Genomic DNA, 18,337 nt, shown 5'->3' with positions numbered 1-18,337 from the left:
GAAATGGGCCGCGAAACGCTCCCACCACGCACACTGGCCCCAGCCCGAACACGGCCCTCACGTCACCATCCGAGTCAATAACTGAACGGTATTGGACTTAAGTGAGGAGACGGCCATCAACGGCTCTGTGCGTCCGTCGGAGCGGGCCGCAGTCGCCCACTGGGCAATCAGGTCCAGTGATGGAACAGCGACCAGGAGATGGGGGGCGTCCAGGGCCTCGGCGATGCGCAGCGCGGTCAGCGTCTTGCCCGTCCCGCACGCGGAGACAATGTGGCCGCGAGTACGTGGGCTTTTCAGATGCTGCGCCGCCGTGTCCACCGCGTGCTGCTGATCGGCGCGCAGCCTGCGGCGATCAGTGGACGTTGCGGGCTCAGAGCGGGTGGGCATCACGTACACCTCGGGCTCACGGCGGGCATGGTTATCCGTCATCCTCTCGTACGGAAGGGGGCGGCATGCGAGGCCGGTGTCAGCTGGCTCACGGGGCGGAAAGCGCGGTGTCTTTCGCCTTCGGCTGCACGCTCCGCTTGGGGCCCTGAGTGTTCGGCTGGAGTCTGTGTGTGCGAGGGAGGGCCAAGGGGCTGCTCCCTACATCGGCTGGTCGGGGGCTTCTTCAATCATGCTCCCTGGCTTGAGGCGTGAGCGTTGTCCAGGCGGATGCCTCAGGAAGCTACGGATCCAGGCTGGGACTGGGCGGGCACTGGTTGGCCGGCAGCGGGAAGGGTGGTCTGTTCGGCGAGCTTGCGGTAGCCGGTCACCGTGAGGGCGCGCCAGGCGCGGTAGAAACCGAAGGCGGTCGCCATCCCCAAGGCGCTGGTGGCGCCGAGGATGAGCGGGCGGTGCTCGAAGGAGTAGCGCAGCATGGCCAGGTCTGCAGTGAATGTCAGGGCCAGGGTGTTGAGGGTCCATCCGCGGCAGATCCGCATGCGGGAGCGCGCGTAGTCCGCGCGGGCAGCCAGCATGGGTGAATCGGCCAGGCGCAGGCGTGCCTGGGCGTAGGCGGTGTTGGAGGGGAAGAAGCGGGTGCGCAGCTGGCGGCGGTGTGGCGTGAGGGCGGTGTCAGCTGCTCGGTCGATGAGGATGCCCAGGGCGTAGGCAGCGGCGAGACCTACACCGGCGGCCGCCGACGAACCCGTTACGGGGGCGAGTTTCGCCGTGGTGGCAGGGCCGATCAGTGCGATGAGGAGCAGCACGGACGCAGTGATCGCGCCGATCCCGACGACAAGGACCTCGATGAACATCGCGGTCGCGGCCGCGAGAGCGGGAGGTTCCGGCTGCGGTGAGCTGCTCATAGTGCGATTCCCCAGATCTGTGCCATGTCGGTGAGCATCGTTTCCGGTAGCTCGCTCTTGTTCCATGTGCTCTTGATGCGGAAGCGGGCGTTGGCCAGCCGCTCAAAGATGATCAAGCTTTCCGGCTGGCTGGCCAACAGATAGCGGCCATGTTCCAGAAAGTGGGCGCTGCTGGGGCCGTAGTCGTCATAGTTCCGCTGGATGCGCTCACGGAAGCGTTCAGTGAACTCGGCCAGCTGCTCGCTATAGGTAGCGTCATCGTCGATGGTCTGAGACAGGACGCCGATGACGTCCTGCGACAGGTCGCGGCTGGACGGGTGGTCAGTGAACGTGTGATAGACCTGCTCGGCGATTTCGAGGAGCCGGTTACTGCGGGCGAGGTCGGGATCTTGCCGTGCCAAAGCTTCCACCCCCCGTTCGACCTCGAGGTCGAACAGTTCGACCAGGGCAATCAGACGGTACAGCGAGCGACTGACATCGGCGGGCGGGGTGACACCGGGCTTGTACAGCAGCTTGTGCGACATGCGTGCCCACAAGTCGACTGCCTCGGTGCGCAGTTGGATCTCGCACTCGTAGGGGATGCCGTCGGGGTCCTGTGCCCCGCCCACCATGACGGCCTGGATGTGCAGGCGGGGGTAGCGGAGCAGGTCTTCCTTGCCGACGTCTTCGCGGTGGTCCTGCACCTCGACGATCTCGAGGTTGTCTTTGATCACGTCCAGGGCAGGATCGAGCAAGCCGCTGTGCGGCACGATGACGCGCACGCCTGCCTTGTCGGTGATCTCTTTCCACGGGTCGGCATAGCCCTTGCGTGGTGAATGAGCCTTGGCGTTGAAGCTGGTGAGCTCTTTGGCTCTGGCGATCACCTGACAGTCGATGCCTCTGCGGGCAATGTGGTGCGCAAGGTGTGTTTTGGTCTCTTCGGCTGCCCGCTCGATGCTCGGCCGCTCTTTCCGGTAGCGCTGGAAAGCCTCTTCAGCGGTCAGGGTCATGCGGGGGCCACCGCAGGCGTTGGGGGCGTGGTGGTGGCGTTCATGTCTGCGCTGGCGGGAGCTCGTTGCCGGCGGATGCCTGGGTGGCTTGGGCCGGGATGGCCATGACGCTCTCGAGTCCCGGGATCATTTCCTTCTGGGCGGGCGCGGACAATTCTGCGGGCTGGCTGGGCGGCTTGGGACGGCGCCCCATCGAAGCGCCACTGCTGGTATTGGTGAGCTTTGAGGTGACCGTGACTGTGGTGCGGCCGTCGTCGAGATCCTCCACCACGACCGTGCCGTCCTGCACTGCTTCCAGGGGCGCGACCAGGAACGCGCCGTTCGACAGGTCGACGCGCATCTTCTGTAGCCGGTTGCTGATGAACTCGGTGTTCTTGTCGAAAGTGCGGACCGGAACGTCATTCTCCTCGAGGAACTCTGCGAAGTCGTCGTGGTGCGGTTCCTTCAGATGGGTCTCGATGAACGTCGCAGGATCCAGCGTCGGGGCAGAGTTCTGGAGTTCGACCATGACGGCCATGACGTAGTCCACCCGTACATCGGAGTGGGTGAAGCGGCTGTTGACCCAGTCTATGGCCACGTCGTGGAAGCGGCGGGTGAGCTCGCGGGGATCGTTCTGGTGCCGGCAGCCCAGGAACTTCTCGAGGAAGAAGCGGGCCACGTCCTTGCCCGATTTCTGTGGGTCTGCGGCCCATCCATGAAGTCCTGAATCGGCCAGCCCTTCTTCCGAGAAGAGCGCCACCTTGTAGACCTTGGACTTCTCGGTGAACAACAGGTTGGCGAAATACTGCATGTCGAAGGTGCGCAGTCCGCCGGCCACGATCTCGTTGGCCTGCATACCGGTCTCGTGTTCCAGCTTAACCATCAGCAACGCGTTCCGGTTGTCGAGACGGGCGGCGGCCACCAGAAGGAGGCCAGAAGAGCTGGTTCCGTTCTGGCTGTCGCGCAGCGCATGGGCCAGCTCCCCGGAGACTTCCACCAGATCCTGCTCACCGCTGAGGAACGACCGGACAGCGTCGGGCAGGCCGGACTTGAGTTCAGGGTCTTCTACGACCTCGCGGCCCAGACGGTCCAGAACGTCACGGAGCTTCCCCTGCAGCGCCGTGCGCCCGCCGTCGTCAAGCCTGCAGGCTGTCTCGCTGAGCTTGAGCGGAACGGGATCCTGGTCTTTGGTGCGCTGAGGCACTGCATGGACGATGGCCTGGTCAATGACGAGGTCCCCGAAGTCGGTACGCACTTCCCCACCCACGCATCCCCGCCCGCACCCCCGAGGCCGGACGCTGCTGTCCAGGCGTGGTCCGGGCAGTGGTTGGTCCCTGTCCGTGACACGCGCTGTGCTGTATTGCCTGGCACCCAACCCGGCAGAGGGCGCAAGCCTGCTTGTCCGTGTCACATGCCAAAAACTGTGTTGCTCATCGTAACGGGGCGTGCAGTGGCTACGGCTGGGCTGCCTGTGGCGGTGGCCGAACTGCAACGGTGAGCGGGGCGCAGGTTCTACCCTCGCCCAGAGCGCCAGTCGTAGGGACGGCCCTGGCAGGCCGGTCGCTTCAGCCGGGCATGGTGAGCTAACCCGGACACCGTGGTTCACCTCTTGTGCCGGTGAGCACCTGGTGATCGCCTACGAGGAAACCGAGATCGATCCGCGGTGGGCCGAGACGTTCGAGGTCGTCGAGGGCGCTGTACACGGGCGGGTGCTGCGACTGCTCGAACACACCCTGCCGGAAGGGAAGCTGGCCGGTGGGTCACTGCCGGCGATCCGCAGGAGCGGGCCGGGGTGGATGGGATCAGTGTGCTCGTCCGGCGGCTCCGCCGTGGGTACGTCGGTTCCGGTGTCGCCCCGCCGACGGAATGCGGGGCCTGGGCAGGGCGGCTGGGGCATCGTCGCACCGGAGTCCAGGAAGCCATTCCATGCCGAGCGCCTCAACGGATTCGGTCTCTTCACGGCTGAGGCGGGCCGTGCCGGCCAAGTCGCGTAAGTCGGTGATCCACTGCCCCAGCGGGAAGCAGGAACTGCCGTGGGTGTCGGTGTAGTCAATGGGGACGCGCAGATGCTGGTGGCGGCGGAAGAAGCGCCGGGCGGCGCGCAGTCCGTGGGCGTGCGTGGCGCTCTGGCTGCCGAGGGGACGGCACAGGGCAAGGGTGAGGGGGCCGCGCTGCAGCGGCAGAGCGGCCAGGAGTGTCTGCTGTGCTTTGGTGAGAGTAGGAAAGGCATCGATCTGCTCGTCTAGCCAGCGAGTGAGGTCATCCGCGCCGGCGGGGAGCGGGCCCGGGTAGAGAGACAGGTCCGTGTCGGCCTCGCGGGCACGTGTGTACATGCGCTGCCACGCAGCGGGCCAGACGGGGTTCCACCAGCGGTCGATGTCCCTCAGGGCGCGGGCGTAGGGGGCGGGCAGGGTGCTGTCGGCGGCTAGGCGGCGCTGCTCGGCAAGCCAGGCGCCCAGGGGTCGACCCTGATAGGTCTCATCCGGTTCCGGGAGCAGATGGCCGTGGGCATGGGCGTAGTCCTGGGCAACGGGGAGGAGGTTTTCGGTGCTGTCTTCGGTGTCCGCCCAGGGCATGGTGCAGGTGACCAGGGCGGCGACTCGGGCTGCGGAGAGATGTCCGGCGGCCTTGAGAGCGCGCTGGTACCCCAGCCAGCAGCCGAGGTGGAACCCGTCATCGGTAATGTGGTTGCTGGGCACGTTCAGATGGCCGTGGGTGTCGAAGAATGCCTGCGCGCAGGCCATCCCGTTCTCCCAGACATCGGGTTCGGGCTTCATGATCCGCAGCATCAGGTGCGGGGCGATCTCCGTTGCGCGTGCCGGGTGGATGGCGAGGGCCGGTGCGGGCGGTAGCAGCCGGGTGCCGTTGATCGGCAGGCGGTGGAAGTAGTGCTCGTCGTACGCCTTGAGCGCGATCATGACCTGGTGCAGCAGGTGGTACGGGGTGCCGAACGTTGCCGCCTCGGGGCGCTGCCCGGGGCCGAAGAGCACCGGGATGACCAGTGTGGAGATCTTGTTCATACCAGGGCCGATGCGCAGCGCGCGGCCGATCGCCTGGACGATGTCGATGGTGGACTGTTTGGGGTCGGCGAAGAGCACGGAGTCGGCCAGCGGGAAGTCGACGCCTTCGACGCATAGGCGGACGTTGCACAGCACGCTCAGCTCCGCGAGAGTGCCGGCGGGCTGGTCTTGCGGAGGCTGGGCAAACCGGGTCAGGTGCTCTCGCCGCTCGGAACGGCTGTTACGGGAATGGATGCTGGCGACCCATAGGCCGTGGGCGTGGCCGCCGGGGATGGCTGCGGCGGTCTCGGGCAGGGTTTCGGCGAAGGCATCGCTTTGCGCGATGCTGCGGCTGAAGACGACCGTGCGGCGGATGCTGTGTTCTTCGCGCGCTCTGAGCAGGGCCAGCTGGGCCGCCGCTACCCGCATGGCATCGGTCTGGGGTGTGCGGCTGGCCCCCTTGCGGGCGGTCAAGAGGGCGCGCAGGTGCGGGTCGTGGATCTCGGGGGCGGCGATGCGGTAGTCGGCCAGGCGTCCCTCATGGATGGCCTCGGCCAGCGAGTAGCGGTAGGCGACAGGTCCGTAGAGGGAGACGTCGTCCATGGAGGCGATCGGTTCGGTGACGATGTCTCGGTTGACGTCCCAGATGCGGGGCGTGGCGGTGAGGTAGAGGCGGTGGCGGGCGGGGATGGCGTCGTTGTCGTGGATGACGGCCCACGGTTTGCCGCGGGCGCCGGCGGTACGGTGGGCTTCGTCCACGACCGCGATGTCCCAGCGCGGCAGCAGATGGCGCTGGTGAGCTTCGACGAGCTTGGGCAGCGAGGCGTAGGTGGCGAAGACACTGACGGGACCGTCTGCACCGCGTACGACGGCAGCCAGCCGGGCGGGGTCGCTGGTCATGGTGAGCACGCCGCTCAGGATGGGCTCACTGGTCTGTGTGTCGGAGCACAGGCCCAGGAAGTGGCCCGGCCGGCCGGAGGTGTGCCAGACGCGGGCGGTCTGGTTGAGCAGTTCCAGGGTCGGCATCACGGTCAGGCTGCGGCTGTCGGAGGTGAGCTCGTGGGCGATGTGGACGGCGAGGTGGGTCTTTCCGGTGCCGCACGGCATGATCACCTGCTGGCGTTCGTATCCCATGGCGAAGGCGTTGAGGACGCAGTCGGCCGCGGCGCGCTGGCGTGTCCACAGTTCGCTGGGCAGGCGTTCGGCGGGCTGGTCGTGCAGCACAAGACGGCTCCGGCGCAAGGGCAGGTGACGGGTTTCCAAGGGGCAGGATGCGGACGAGCCCGCGGCGCAGGGCACTCACCCCGGCCTGTCTCACCCATTGGGGTGAACGCCCCGGGCCCCCTGGGTCCTCACCGTGGTAAGGAGCGGAGTGCGGTGGAGATCCGGTTCATTGCGGGCATGGCGTCCTGGGCAGGACAGCCGGTGCGGGAGGCGCGATGTACGGCGGGCGGCAAGCATCGTGATTGGACGGTTGCCGGGCGCGGGCAAGGGGGTTGGGGAATACGGTGTGGAGCAGAAGTCTGCCGCGGCGACCGGTCCGCTTCGTGGCCAACGAGTCGAACTGTTCGTTCTTGTGGCGGGTGGCCGGGGCACAGGGGGTGGAGGTCGGCTTCCTGCTCGCCGAACTCGGCGACGGGCCGCCGGGCCAGGAGGCCCTTCAGCCACATCTGGCCGAGGTGTTCCTCAGCAGTGCGGCGGCAGACCGGCTCGCGGAGATGCTCGGCGTGCCGTCCGCGCGGCTTCGGTGGGCCCTGCCGCATCTGCGCGAGGCACATCTTCTGCCGGGTGGGCAGGCGCGGTGGGAGTGGCCGTGGCAGCCGCTGGCGCACTATCTCGTGCCGGCTTGCGGACTGTGTACGGCGGCACGGGGCGCCGGCCTTGGTGGGGTGTGGCTCGTCTGGCCGGAGCGGTGGCGGATCTGCGAGCGGCACGGCCGGTTCACGCACGTGCGTCAGAGGAATGGGGCGGGAGTGGATCTGGCGCCGCTGCCGGAGTCGGTCGACGCCCACCGTCGGCGGGGCCGGCTTGAGCGGCGGTTCGGGCCAGCCGGAGGGTTCCTTGTCGCGGACGCCTTCGCCCTTACCGGGTGGTGGTGGCGCCGCGCCCCTCTCACCCGGCGGTGGACCGGGCGGGCCGGGCGGGCGGGACTGCAGCCCGAAGTCGTCGAGACGGCATGGCTGTTGGTGTATCCGGAGGTGCTGCAGGTAGCCCGGGCGCTGCTGCGCTACGAGCAGCAACGCGCCGCTCTGCCCGGCGGGCCCTGGGCTGCGGCCGAGTCCCGTCTGGTGGCCGAGCTGTCCCAGCTGGCGGATGCGCTCGAACTGCCGCCGGGCAGGTGGCAGGTCCCGGTGGCGGAGTGGCTCGCCCGGCATCAGCGGTGCGCGCTGGCCACCAAGGATGACGAGTGCGGCGGGCGCCGCCGTGGCCGGAGGCCGGTCACAGCGCTGATCCACCGCGACGACGAGCACCGGGCGCCGCTGGAGAACCTCTGCTGCCTGCCCTGGGACTGGAGCGACTCGTTCGCCGTCGTATGAGCTCCCGCCCACAGCGGCACGCGCCGTCTGGTTTCGCACACGTATCTGCCCTGTTCCCTCGATCGTGGGGTGGAGCCGGGTGCGGCTGCGCATGCCCCATCCGTACGTGGACGCTGGAGCAGGGGCACGCACGGTGCGGCCCACGACAACAGCCAAGGGGGCGGCGGACATGCCAGGGGCCCCGGTCAGCGCATGCGACATCACGGTCCGCTACCTCGACCGGTTCGGACGACAGCGCGAGTACCCGGTGTCAGAGGCCGGCGAGGTGCCGTTCGAGGAACTGGCACCGCTGGAGCGGCCCGTGCCCTACCCGGGACGGCAGTCGTTCGTCACCAACGCGTGGGCCTCGGCCACCGACCAGTTGCTGGCCTGCGGCTCGCTGCGGCAGCAGCGCTGCGGCATGGTCCTGGACCGCGACTTGGCGGTCGGGCTGCGCAGCGCGGGGCCGATGGAGCTGCGCTGGAGCCGTTAAGAGCGCCGTCACCGCCTGCGGCCGGCGTTCGTCGCCTTACGGGCGGGCCGGCGCGAGGTGATCTGCGTGCAGCCGGAGCAGCTCACCGACCGGTGGCAGTCCGAGCAGGCGGTGCTGGCGGTGGCTGCGGCAGCAGCAGGCTGGCAGATCCGGGTGATGGAACCTCCCACCGGGGTGGAACTGGACAACCTCCAGCTCCTTTACGCCGCCCGCAGCTCACGGTGGCTCACGGCCGGGCAGGACCAGTTGCTGGCACAGCAGTTCACCTCGCCTCGAACCATCCGCTCTGGGCTACGAGCCGCCGCCCTGCCCCCGTACGCGGGGGTGGACCTTGCCTATCACCTGATCTGGGCGCAGCGGCTGCACACCGACATGGGTGTCCGCTCACCCCGTCGTCGACGGCATGGGCTCGCTCAGGGGAGGCCGTGTGACCTCGGCTTCGCGGCACACCGCAGGCGCGGGGGCGCTCGCCGCTGCTGACACCCTGGCTGTGGGGGATACCATCCGCTTCCGCGGCGCGGCCTGGGTCGTGACCGCCTTCCACGGACCGCGTCTCTTCCTCGACGCCGCAGAGCCGGCAGAGCCCGGGGAGCCTGTGGAGCCTGTGGAGCCTGTGGAGCCGCTGATCATCCTGCAGACGGCCGTGACCTCGGCCTCCGACTTCGCCGTGCTGAACCGGGCGGCGCCGCGCAGTTCGCTGCCCGGCCGCCTCGGCGAGTTCCGTGCGCTGCCGAAGGATGTACGCAAGGCCGCCCTCGCGTGGGAGCTGCATGTCAAGGAAGTACTGCACCAGCAGGCCCCGAACGTTCCCGCCACCACCGAGCCCCGACCGGCCTTCGACCCGCAGCGGCGCACCCTGCGTCAGCGCTACCAGGCCAAGGCCGACCAGTTGTCGCAGGCAGGAACACCGGTGTCCGCGGCCACCGTCGAACGGAAGTGCGCGGCCTGGCGCCAAGAAGGCCTGATGGGCCTGGTCGACAAACGCAGCCTGCGCAGTACGGCCCCGCACGGGCGCGTCGATGCGCGGGTGGTCGACCTCGTGTGGGAGATCCTGGACGACGAACGCGACAAGGGCCTATCTCCGGGAACCCTGTCCCGGCTGATCGACCGGGTGCAGCAGACGGTCCGGACCCGCTACGCGCAGCTGCTGGCCGATCCGGAGACCGCCCGGGGCCTGGTGATCAGTCCGGCGACGTTCTACCGGCTGCTGGAGCGCCTCGGGATCACCGCGCAGAACGCGCACGACGCAGCGGCCCGCCACGCGGCCGGACCTGCCACATCCGCAGAGCGGCCGGTCGCCCGGCGGGCGACCTGGGCCCGCTGGCCCGGGGAACTGGTGCAGATCGACACCACCGGACTGGACGTCCTCGTCCTCGGCGACGACGGACGGGGCATCTCCGTGGAGCTCACCATCGCCATCGACGTGGCCACCCGCAGCATCGTGGGCTCCCTGCTCGTGCCCAAGCGCACTGGCCGCACCGGCGGGACGGGACGATGGGCCGCCGGGCGGGCCACCCGCTCGTTCGACACCATGCAGGTCGTCGCCCAGACCACGGCCCCGCTACCCGCGCGCCCGGGCTGGGCACCGGAAACCTTCATGGAAGGCTCCGACCTCCCCTTCGAGGACCTCCTGGCGGCCGACCCCCGCTTCGCCGGCGCCGCCGCCAGGCCCGTCATCAAACCCGAAACACTCGTCATCGACCACGGCTCGCCGTTCATCTCCGCGGACTTCACCCGCGCCTGCCACAGCCTGGGCATCGAAGTACGCGAGGCACGGCTGCGCACCGCCGTCGACAAGGCCATCGTGGAGCGCGCCATGCTGGCGGTGAAAACCGGCTTCAGCCAGTACCTGGCCTCCTACACCCATCACCGTCTGGACCTGCGTGGCAAACGCGTCCGCAAGCAGCCTCTGTGGACAATCCCCCAGCTCCAGGAACTGTTCGAGCAGTGGGTGGTCCTCCGCTGGCAGCAGACCCCTCACGCAGCACTTCGTAGCCCGTTCACTCCCGGACTGCGCCTGACTCCCAACCAGATGTACGCGGCCCTGGTGTCCCTGCGCGGCTACCGGTCCACCACGCTGACCGCGCAGGAGAACCGCAAGCTGCTGCCGACGGTGTGGGTCCGGGTCAGCCGCAAGGGCTTCCAGATCAACAACCGCACCTACAACCTCGACCGGGGAAAGCTGGACCTCTTCCGCGGGCCCTCCGGCATCGCAGCGCAGCAGGGGCGCTGGGAGGTCCACTACTCCCCCGACCACCCGGAAGTCGCCTGGCTGTTCAACCACCGGGCCGAGCCGGGCACCGACCCGTGGGTCGAGGTGCCCTTCATCCACCGTCGGCTGCTCAAGGACCGGTGGACCGAGGAAACCTGGGACCAGGCCCTGCGTATCCACCTCGCCGCCGGCGGCAGCCGCCGTGACGAGGCCGCCGTCACCCGGGCCACCGCCCGCCTGCTGCGCGACCTGGCCACCGGGCCCTCGCCCACCGCAGCCAGGCCGAGTCCCCGCGCGGCTGCCGCGGTGCCCCGCCCCGCGCTACCGACGCCCACCACCAAGCCCTACGCCGACGGCCTGCCGCCCCTGGACCCGGACTCCGTCCGCCCCTTCCGCTCCCTCGACCGCCCCGCCGGAGAGCTGTTCGACACGCCCGAGCCCGTCCGGGGCGCAGGGCTGAGCCTGGACGACTTCCTGGCCTCACTGCCCGGCCTCCACCCGCCCGGCCCCACCGATCCCGGGCCCGTGGGCGACAACAACTGCAGGCCCACCCCAGACACCACCCAAGGCGACAGCAGCACCGGCTCTCCCCCACCGAGCAACGGGCGACAAGGAGATGACCGGTGAAAACCCCCGTACGTGACGCTCAAAGTGTCCCGCCGCCCGCGTCGGCGCCGGCCCTGTCTCCTGGGTCACCGACCACTCTGCACGGCTGGCGCGCCCGCGTACGGCACCAGCCGGCCCCTCCCCCGATCCCGCCGGTTGACGGCCCCGTGCCCGTCGACGAGGACGACCCCCGGGTGCGTTACCACGCCCGGCTCGGCCTCGTCGAAACCACCGACATCGCCACAGGCATGAAGACCGCACGGCGGATGCTGCGCCTCAACGGCGAACGCCGCCACCCCTGCCAGCACGTCGCCATCGACAGCGACTGCCGCGGTACCGGCAAACGCACCCTGCTGCACCACATCGGGCTGGCCCACCAGGGACGCCGCGAGAAGCTCCATGGCATCGACGACAGCCGCATCCCCGTCGTCTGCGTCAACGCCCCGCCCGAACCCGGCACATCCGCCGACTGGTCCGCGGCCCTGGCCGTCTTCCTCGGCTGGGATCTGTACCGCCCGGACACCGAGCAACGGCCCGTACAGCGCATGAAGGACTTCACCGGGCCTGCGGTCCACGTGATGCGCCATGCCCGTACGGAGGTCTGCCTGATCGACGGGATCGACCGGCTGCGGCCCGAGGACCTGCAGCCGACGTTCGACTACTTCGACTACCTCGCCGACGAACTGGGCCTGACCGTCTTCTGGAGCGGCATCGGCTCCAGCGACATCCTGCGTGAGGCCCGTGCCGCCCGCTTCCCCGCCCTCAGACGCCCCACCGAGGCCACCGCCCCCATCCGGCCACGCTCAGTGCCCACACTCTGGGTCAACCGGCTCCCGCCCCGCTGCACGGAACACCCCGACGAATGGGTCGGCACCCTGGCCGCCCTCGACGGCCGGCTGCGGCTGCGGCACCACCGGCCCAACAGTCTCCTGGACCACGAGGAAGAGCTCTACCGCATCACCGACGGGCTCATGGAACACCTCACCCCGCTGATCGGTATGGCCGCCCAACTCTCCATCCTCGACCGCACCGAAACCCTCACCCCTGAGGTTCTGCACGACGTCGCCCACTACCTCGACCTGCCCCTCGGCTGACGGCGTCGGCGCCATCCGTGGCGACAGACCCGCACGCAGGTCCTGTTCAGCAGGCGGGGCGAGGTTCATCGGCGTGGCAGGAAGTATCAGGATCTGGAAACTGAGGGCTCATCCGATCTGTGCAGGCGGCGTCAACTGCTGCCAGTCACGATCGCCATTCGGAGCCTGGTGTTCGTTTCAGAGCAGACCGACCTTGGCCAGAGCCTGTGCTGTGTCTGCGGGCTGGGGAAGAACATGGCCATGTTCAAGGCTCTTGAGCTGAACGCCTCCCTTGGGAACAAGATCAGCATGGAATGTCGACCACGCGCGGCATACCCGGCAGACCTGGCCTATCAGGAATGGTCGCAGCAGGTGCAGCTCATGCGTGGAGTCCCGCAGGTATAGGCTCCCGGGCTCCAGGTCTTCCCTCGTGAAAGCAGCAATCTTGGTCGGCACAACGGGGTGATCTCCCGTTAGTTCTCTGTAGTGCACTTGAGCTGTCTTGGCCAGGCTGTCCCAACGGGTCTTGGTGACGTGCCAGAGGGGAAAGTCGGCAAGGAAACGTGCTCGGCCAATGAGCAGGGTAAGGTCAGCGAAAGCTTCCGTCACTGCAGGAGGAAGATCGATGGGATCGAGACGCCGGAGGTGAGCGTCGTCGTTTCGGCGTTCGCTCAGCCGCTGGCGTGCGTCTGCGGTGTCTTGGTCTGCCAGCAGGGAACGAATGGCGTGGATGGGGTGCTGGTGCGGTAGTGCCCGAAGCTTGCGGCTTCCAGCTGCCTCCTGCAGCACGGCAGCCCAATCGCCGAAGCCTGGCCCGCTTCGTCCGCCAACGAGCTTCTCCCTGATCGCAGCCGTGGAGCCCAGGGGAATGCCAGCTTCCCAGGCCAGCGCGAGAGTGAGAAGAGCCGCGTAGCAGAGAAGGATTTCCGCAGTCTCCAGGATGGCGCTGTAGGCCGCCTGGTGCTCGCCGGCGCTCATGCGTGCTTCGGTTTCACGCCACCGATAGGCAACGGGAAGGGGAAAGCGAGTGCGTACGGTGTGCCCGAGATCGTCGAGCAGCGTTGCCGCCTCCACACGCAGCCGCAGACCGCGGCCTTGCTCAATGATCCTTTCACGGGCCTGTGTCGCGGTTCTGTGCGTGAACGCCGATTCCAGGAGAGCTTCTGCCTCTGTGGCCCAGGTCTTGAGCCGATGCCGGGCGGTATCCAGATCGTCCAGTGCCGTGGTCAGGGCGTCGTCTGGTTGAGGCACGGGAAGTTCCCGTAGCCGCTTCAGCGTGAGGTGGACACTAGACCTGCCAACCAGTCTGTCTGCCAGCGGCGTGCGCAGAAATTGAGCGACAAGGCGAATTTGCTGCGGTGTGGTGCTGGCGCAGGGCCTCAGAGCGACCGTCGTGTGCGAAGGCGCGGCAGGAAGGTCTTGTTCTGTCACCTCGGCAGCAATCAGGCCGTACCGGTCATGAAGTCCGCGAATTTCACGGATGATGAGATCGCCTGGTCGCAGGAGGTATTGAGGCGGGGCTGTGACCCACTTGCTGTCGTCTGCGGGCAGTGCGATGGAACCGTCGCGCAGCACGTCCCGGCCCCCCAGGAGGCGAACAGCTCCAGGCAGTTCCTCGTCGCTGATCCATGCCGAGTCACCCGCCATGTGGATGCGAGGGACGGCTTCGTAGAGCTCGCCCAGGGTGGTAAGGCTGCCAAAGCCCACCAATTCAGTTCGCTGCGAAACGACTTCTGGATGATGCCGGTCGAAGTCGAGACTCTGCTCAGCTGGCGGGAGGTCACGCACCACGTAGCCGTACCGAGTGCTTCCCCCTCCGCGTTTCAGCAGGACCTCGAAATCCTTCTCGACAGATACGTCGTCGTCCATGCGTGGTGCCCGAAAGATCTTCATCGGCGGCCGGTGTTCCTGCTTGGCCTGGAGAAATGCCGCGGCCACGACGAAGGACGAATGGACATGCGGGACCACGCCGGTACCGTAAAGCACGGTCAAGGTGTGCCAGTGCTCGGCCAACGCCTTACGCAACTCGGCTGCCCACGGCGAATCTGAGACCCAGAGCTCAGCAGGGGTCAAGACCGCCATGACGCTGTCGGGGCCTGCGGGACGACAAGCGCGCAGAACGTCGTCGTAAACGAAGGAAGACAGAGCTTGGCGTGCCCCCGGCCGGGTGCTGGTGGCGCGCTGCCACGGTGGCACGAGGAAAAGCGGGCCCTGCCCCAGAAGACTGGTAGCAACAGAACCAAGGTCCTGCCAGGACCGCTCCCGAGCGATACGCCACGACGGGGGCAGCTCGAAGAGCGGCTGGGCTTCTTCTGAAGTGGTGGTCAGCACTCTCACAGGGCCCGGCGCCAGATGCGCGAATCCCCTCGTGAGCAGGCGCTCGAACGATGGGCTGAGCGCCCCATTCCCCTCGGGCATGTTCTTCTCCCCCTCACCCTCAAGGCCGGCGGATGATCGCGCCGATCCCTCCCCGCGACATACACCAAGTGATCTTACTCTCGGAGAAGGGCCACGGTTGCTCACCAGGTGGATTCAGAGCCGCTCGACGGGCACGGGTCATCCACCTCGATACAGCACCGACAACGCAGGCTGCGCGGCAACGTCCGGTCGGGGACAACGGCTCGCAGAGGGTGTGCCGGTTTGAAGATGCACAAAGCTTGTCAGCCAGGGGCAACGCGGCAGGTAACCAGCTGGTACTCACCAGAATTCTCAATACACCCGCGGGATTCTCATCTAATTTGCAGTAGTACAGGTCAAGCACACTTACGGCACGACAGGACCTGACCGAGACGCGCCTCAGCCATCTACGGCATCACAGGTCAGAGAACTCTCTTCACCTCAACAAGAACGAGAACTCATAGCAGCCAGGTGCCGGCTTTCATGCCGTCAATCACCGTGTCGCGGCGCAGATTTGCGGGGTCGTGTCCGTCCTGGATGTGGCGGGCCAGGAGGTGGTACTTGCGATGCCAGTCGGGTCCGTACGGGAGAAGCCAGTTGGGGTCGAGGGCGGTGAAGCGTGTGTGACGGGTTGTGGGGAGTTGGTCTTTGCGGGCCAGGCCGCGTTGGTCGACGAGGAACTGGCCGCCGGGATCGTGGGCAGGGATGGCGAGATGGCCGTGCTCGGCGTGGAAGGCCTCGACGAGGGTCATGTTGCCTTCGAAGGCGGCTTCGTGCTCGTCCCAGATCATGCCGAGCTCTTCGAGTTCGGCGGTCCAGTCCGCAGTCAGGGTGCCGCGGCGGTGGGCGGTGCGCTGGCCGGCGATGAAGGGGCCGAGGCGGTAGCCGTAGGCGTCGGTGTAGGCGACCGGGACCTTCAGGTGACCGTGTTCTGTGTGGTAGCGGGTGGCCGCCGCCAGGCCGGCACGGCGGGGTGCGGAAAGGACTGCGCCGGCCGACGGCCAGGCCAGCAGGTCCATCGCGCGGGCGATCGTGCCCGGGTCGAGGGTGAAGTCGAAGCGGAACCGGCGGGTGAGGAGGCGGTGGGTGTCGGCGTCCAGGCGGTGCGCGGTGGCCTTGCGCGGGGCGCGGGCAGCAATCGTCTGGTCGTGGTGGCGCAGTGCTGCGGTGATGAGCCAGAGGGCTTCGTAGGGGGTGTCGAGGAGGTCGGTGGGGTCGGAGTCGGGTGGAGTGTAGGCGGGGATGATCAGGCTCGCGGTCTTCACATCGGTGGTGGGAGGTTTGCGCAGGGCGCGGCCCAGGGCCTGGACGATGCGGCGCACGCTCTCGGTGCGGGAGGCGAACACGATGGCGTCCACAGCTGGCAAGTCGATGCCCTCGCCCAGGACTTGGGCGTTGGTGATCATGGCGCGGTCGGCGTTCGCGAACTGGTTGAGGAGTTTCGCGCGCTGGTCGGGGGTGTGGTTGCCGTTGATCGAGGAGACGGACAGGGTGCCGGCCCAGGAGGGGCGTTGGTCGGGTGGGAGGGTGCGCAGGGTGTGGGGGAACTGGCGGGCGAAGTCTTCTGCGTCGGCGACCTGTTGGAAGTAGACGATCACATGTTTGAGGTCGTGTTCGGTCATCGCTTTGAGGATCGCCAGGTGCAGGGCGGTCGTCCGGCGCGCGGTCGGGGCGAAACCGGTGTGCGCGTGGTCGGGGTCGGTGAGGACCGTGCGCAGGTCGGTGTCGGTGATGGTGGGGATCAGGAGTTGGTAGTCGGCCAGGACGCCGTCCTCGATCGCAGCCGCGTGGGTGTAGGTGTGCAGGCGGGGGCCGAATACCTTGACGTCGTCCATGGAGGCGATCAGGGACGGGGACTCCCACTCCGGTGCGGTCGCTGCGGTCCGCTTGGGGCGCGGGCGGGTGTCCGGGGCCTCGGCCAGGCGCGGCGCCTCCCACTCATAGGGCGTGGCGGTCAGATACAGACGGCGGTCGGTGCGGATCCGGGAGGAATCGTGGACCATCGTCCATTCCTTGTCCCAGGAGCCTGCGGTGCGGTGCGCTTCGTCGATGACTGCGAGGTCGAAGGCGGGTGCGGTGAAGACGGAGTGCTGGATTTCCTCGATCCGCGGGAGGGAGTCGAGGGTCACGAGCACGGTCGCCTTCTCGTTCTTCTTGGCGCGCTGGGCCAGCCAGTACGCCAGGTACTCCCCCGATCCCGTACTGCTCGCGCCCGCCCCGGCCAGCACGGGGTGCCTGTCCGCGTTCAGCGACGACACCGCCATCAACGCCTCGGTACGGCCGTCAGCGCGGGCCGCGGCCGCCCACTGGCCGATCAAGTCCCTCGACGGCACCACCACCAACAGAAACTGAACATCCAGGGCCTCGGCCGTGCGCAGGGCGATCAGCGTCTTGCCCGTACCGCACGCCGACACCATGTGCCCGCGGCTCCCGGTCTTCCTCAGACCTCTTACCCCGCTGTCCACCGCCGCCTGCTGATCCGTGCGCAGCACCCGACGGGCAGGCGCGAAAGCGTCGGTCAGGGGCGGAGGGCTGCCCGGGACAGCGGGACTGGGATTGGTGGCCATCAGGTGGTTCCTTGAGAGGCTCGGCTGAAGGTTCGCAGGGGTGGCGCGGCGGGGGGCACTGGTAGAGGAAGTCTGTCCACCACACCTGAAGCCCGTCGACCAGGGCGACAGCATTGTCTGCCACCTGACGGCGCTGGGCGGTTTCATACGTGGCGTATACGGCGTCGAAGGCCGGCCCGGGATTGTGGTGCGCCGCGGCGAGCCGGCAGAAAAGGGGTGAAGGACTGAAGACGGTTGTCGCCGCCTCGTCTTCGTCCACCAGCTCCGCGGGAAGCCCGCCGTACGCCTCGGAGGCGATCCAGCAGGCCCAGTCGACCAGTTTGCGTGTCGCCGCCGCGTCGGCCGCGACGCGGTCGAGCAGCAGCGGGCGGCAGCGGGGATCAGAGCATTCGTCCACCGTCGCGTAGAACAACTGGTCCAGCAGGGCGTCACCCGCCTGGGCCTGAGGGTCTGGCAGGTAGGCCCCGGACGGCGGCACGAACGTGCGTTGCCGACGGCGGACCGTGGCCGCAGTGTGTACGTGGTCCACGCCGCTCACGATTCTCTCCACGGGCCCCTCCCGGATTCGTTATCTGGCGTCTGGCGTCACAGTTCATCGTCACGCGCTCTGTAGCACGGCGGCCGCAGAGCGGCGAACACGCCGCACAGCAATGGATCTTCTGGTAGGGAGGCATGCCCTCCAAGGCGAGGTAGCGGTGGTGGTGCGCGAGGAAGCACTGTTTGCTCGGTCCACTCTGTGCCCTTATAGGTGTCAAGTGTGCTTCGGTGCTGGTGCTTTCCTGCGTGCAGCAGCAGCCCTTCGGGCCTGGGATCGCGCAGCGTGGTGGTGTTCGAGGGCTTCTCGGGTGCGTTTGGGGATGACCAGTTTCTGCTTAGCTGCGGGCGCGACGAAGGTGCTGGCGCCGGTGTCGTAGCGGCCGTTGAGGGTGTCGCTGTTGGTCTTGTAGAGGAGGAGGTCGGTGATGCCGAGGGTGCGGAGGTTGGTCAGTACTCGTTGGACGTCGTCGACATCGTGCCAGTCCCGGGTGTAGATGCAGATGGGACGACGGGTGTCGTCGCTCTTGGTGCGGGTGTTGATGAGCGTGGCTGCCTTGCTGCGGTAGCCGAGGAGGCTGTCTTCAGTTTGAGGTTCCCCCGAGATGCGGGGAAAGGTGACAGCAGGTCAGATGGGTTTCATGAGAGGAGCCCAGACGATGCCTGCCCCGAGGAAATATCCG

General features: G+C 67.8%; 13 protein-coding genes. 5 read left to right on the top strand and 8 right to left on the bottom strand.

Annotated elements, in window-relative coordinates:
• Positions 1 to 57 precede the first annotated feature (57 nt).
• The 5 genes from ACFC79_RS37450 to ACFC79_RS37430 form a co-directional block, all read right to left on the bottom strand.
• On the bottom strand, positions 58 to 429 hold the full coding sequence (locus ACFC79_RS37450) for a DEAD/DEAH box helicase family protein (RefSeq protein WP_376249646.1): 372 nt from the start codon (positions 427 to 429) through the stop codon (positions 58 to 60).
• Between the two features lie 230 nt (positions 430 to 659).
• Entirely contained in the window at positions 660 to 1,289 is a 630-nt protein-coding gene (locus ACFC79_RS37445) for a hypothetical protein (RefSeq protein ID WP_376249644.1), read from the bottom strand.
• Complete coding sequence (locus ACFC79_RS37440) at positions 1,286 to 2,278, bottom strand: hypothetical protein (protein WP_376249643.1); 993 nt, start codon at positions 2,276 to 2,278, stop codon at positions 1,286 to 1,288. Before ACFC79_RS37440 ends, ACFC79_RS37445 begins: the two co-directional genes overlap by 4 nt.
• Positions 2,279 to 2,318: 40 nt before the next feature.
• Entirely contained in the window at positions 2,319 to 3,512 is a 1,194-nt protein-coding gene (locus tag ACFC79_RS37435) for a nucleoid-associated protein (RefSeq protein ID WP_376249642.1), read from the bottom strand.
• 547 nt (positions 3,513 to 4,059) lie between these two features.
• Positions 4,060 to 6,480 (bottom strand): Helicase associated domain protein, encoded by a 2,421-nt coding sequence (locus ACFC79_RS37430; protein ID WP_376249640.1) that lies wholly within the window; start codon positions 6,478 to 6,480, stop codon positions 4,060 to 4,062.
• Between the two features lie 323 nt (positions 6,481 to 6,803).
• On the opposite strand from ACFC79_RS37430, the gene ACFC79_RS37425 reads away from it, so the two are divergent.
• From ACFC79_RS37425 to ACFC79_RS37405, 5 genes are all read left to right on the top strand, one after another.
• The gene (locus tag ACFC79_RS37425; RefSeq protein ID WP_376249638.1) at positions 6,804 to 7,793 is read left to right on the top strand and encodes a hypothetical protein; all 990 of its coding nucleotides are present in this window, start codon (positions 6,804 to 6,806) and stop codon (positions 7,791 to 7,793) included.
• A gap of 169 nt (positions 7,794 to 7,962) precedes the next feature.
• Complete coding sequence (locus tag ACFC79_RS37420; protein ID WP_376249637.1) at positions 7,963 to 8,265, top strand: hypothetical protein; 303 nt, start codon at positions 7,963 to 7,965, stop codon at positions 8,263 to 8,265.
• A gap of 66 nt (positions 8,266 to 8,331) precedes the next feature.
• On the top strand, positions 8,332 to 8,745 hold the full coding sequence (locus tag ACFC79_RS37415) for a hypothetical protein (protein WP_376249636.1): 414 nt from the start codon (positions 8,332 to 8,334) through the stop codon (positions 8,743 to 8,745).
• Between the two features lie 10 nt (positions 8,746 to 8,755).
• Positions 8,756 to 11,104 (top strand): integrase, encoded by a 2,349-nt coding sequence (locus ACFC79_RS37410; protein WP_376249634.1) that lies wholly within the window; start codon positions 8,756 to 8,758, stop codon positions 11,102 to 11,104.
• Positions 11,105 to 11,250: 146 nt separating this feature from the next.
• Complete coding sequence (locus ACFC79_RS37405) at positions 11,251 to 12,177, top strand: ATP-binding protein (protein WP_376249632.1); 927 nt, start codon at positions 11,251 to 11,253, stop codon at positions 12,175 to 12,177.
• Positions 12,178 to 12,354: 177 nt separating this feature from the next.
• Here the strand turns inward: ACFC79_RS37405 and ACFC79_RS37400 are convergent, their stop codons facing one another.
• The 3 genes from ACFC79_RS37400 to ACFC79_RS37390 all read right to left on the bottom strand — a co-directional run bounded on the left by ACFC79_RS37400 (position 12,355) and on the right by ACFC79_RS37390 (position 18,198).
• Positions 12,355 to 14,487: a hypothetical protein gene (locus ACFC79_RS37400; RefSeq protein ID WP_376249631.1), complete on the bottom strand. Its 2,133-nt coding sequence runs from the start codon at positions 14,485 to 14,487 to the stop codon at positions 12,355 to 12,357.
• 524 nt (positions 14,488 to 15,011) lie between these two features.
• Positions 15,012 to 17,120: a Helicase associated domain protein gene (locus ACFC79_RS37395; RefSeq protein ID WP_376249629.1), complete on the bottom strand. Its 2,109-nt coding sequence runs from the start codon at positions 17,118 to 17,120 to the stop codon at positions 15,012 to 15,014.
• A 751-nt stretch (positions 17,121 to 17,871) separates the two neighbouring features.
• Positions 17,872 to 18,198, bottom strand: a complete 327-nt coding sequence (locus ACFC79_RS37390) for a putative phosphothreonine lyase domain-containg protein (protein ID WP_376249648.1) — start codon at positions 18,196 to 18,198, stop codon at positions 17,872 to 17,874.
• Between the last annotated feature and the right edge of the window lie 139 nt (positions 18,199 to 18,337).

This window comes from Streptomyces sp. NPDC056061 (assembly GCF_042266885.1).
Lineage (GTDB): Bacteria > Actinomycetota > Actinomycetes > Streptomycetales > Streptomycetaceae > Streptomyces.
The sequence above is the reverse complement of the archived record's forward strand: the minus strand, read 5'-3'. Positions and strand labels throughout refer to the sequence as shown.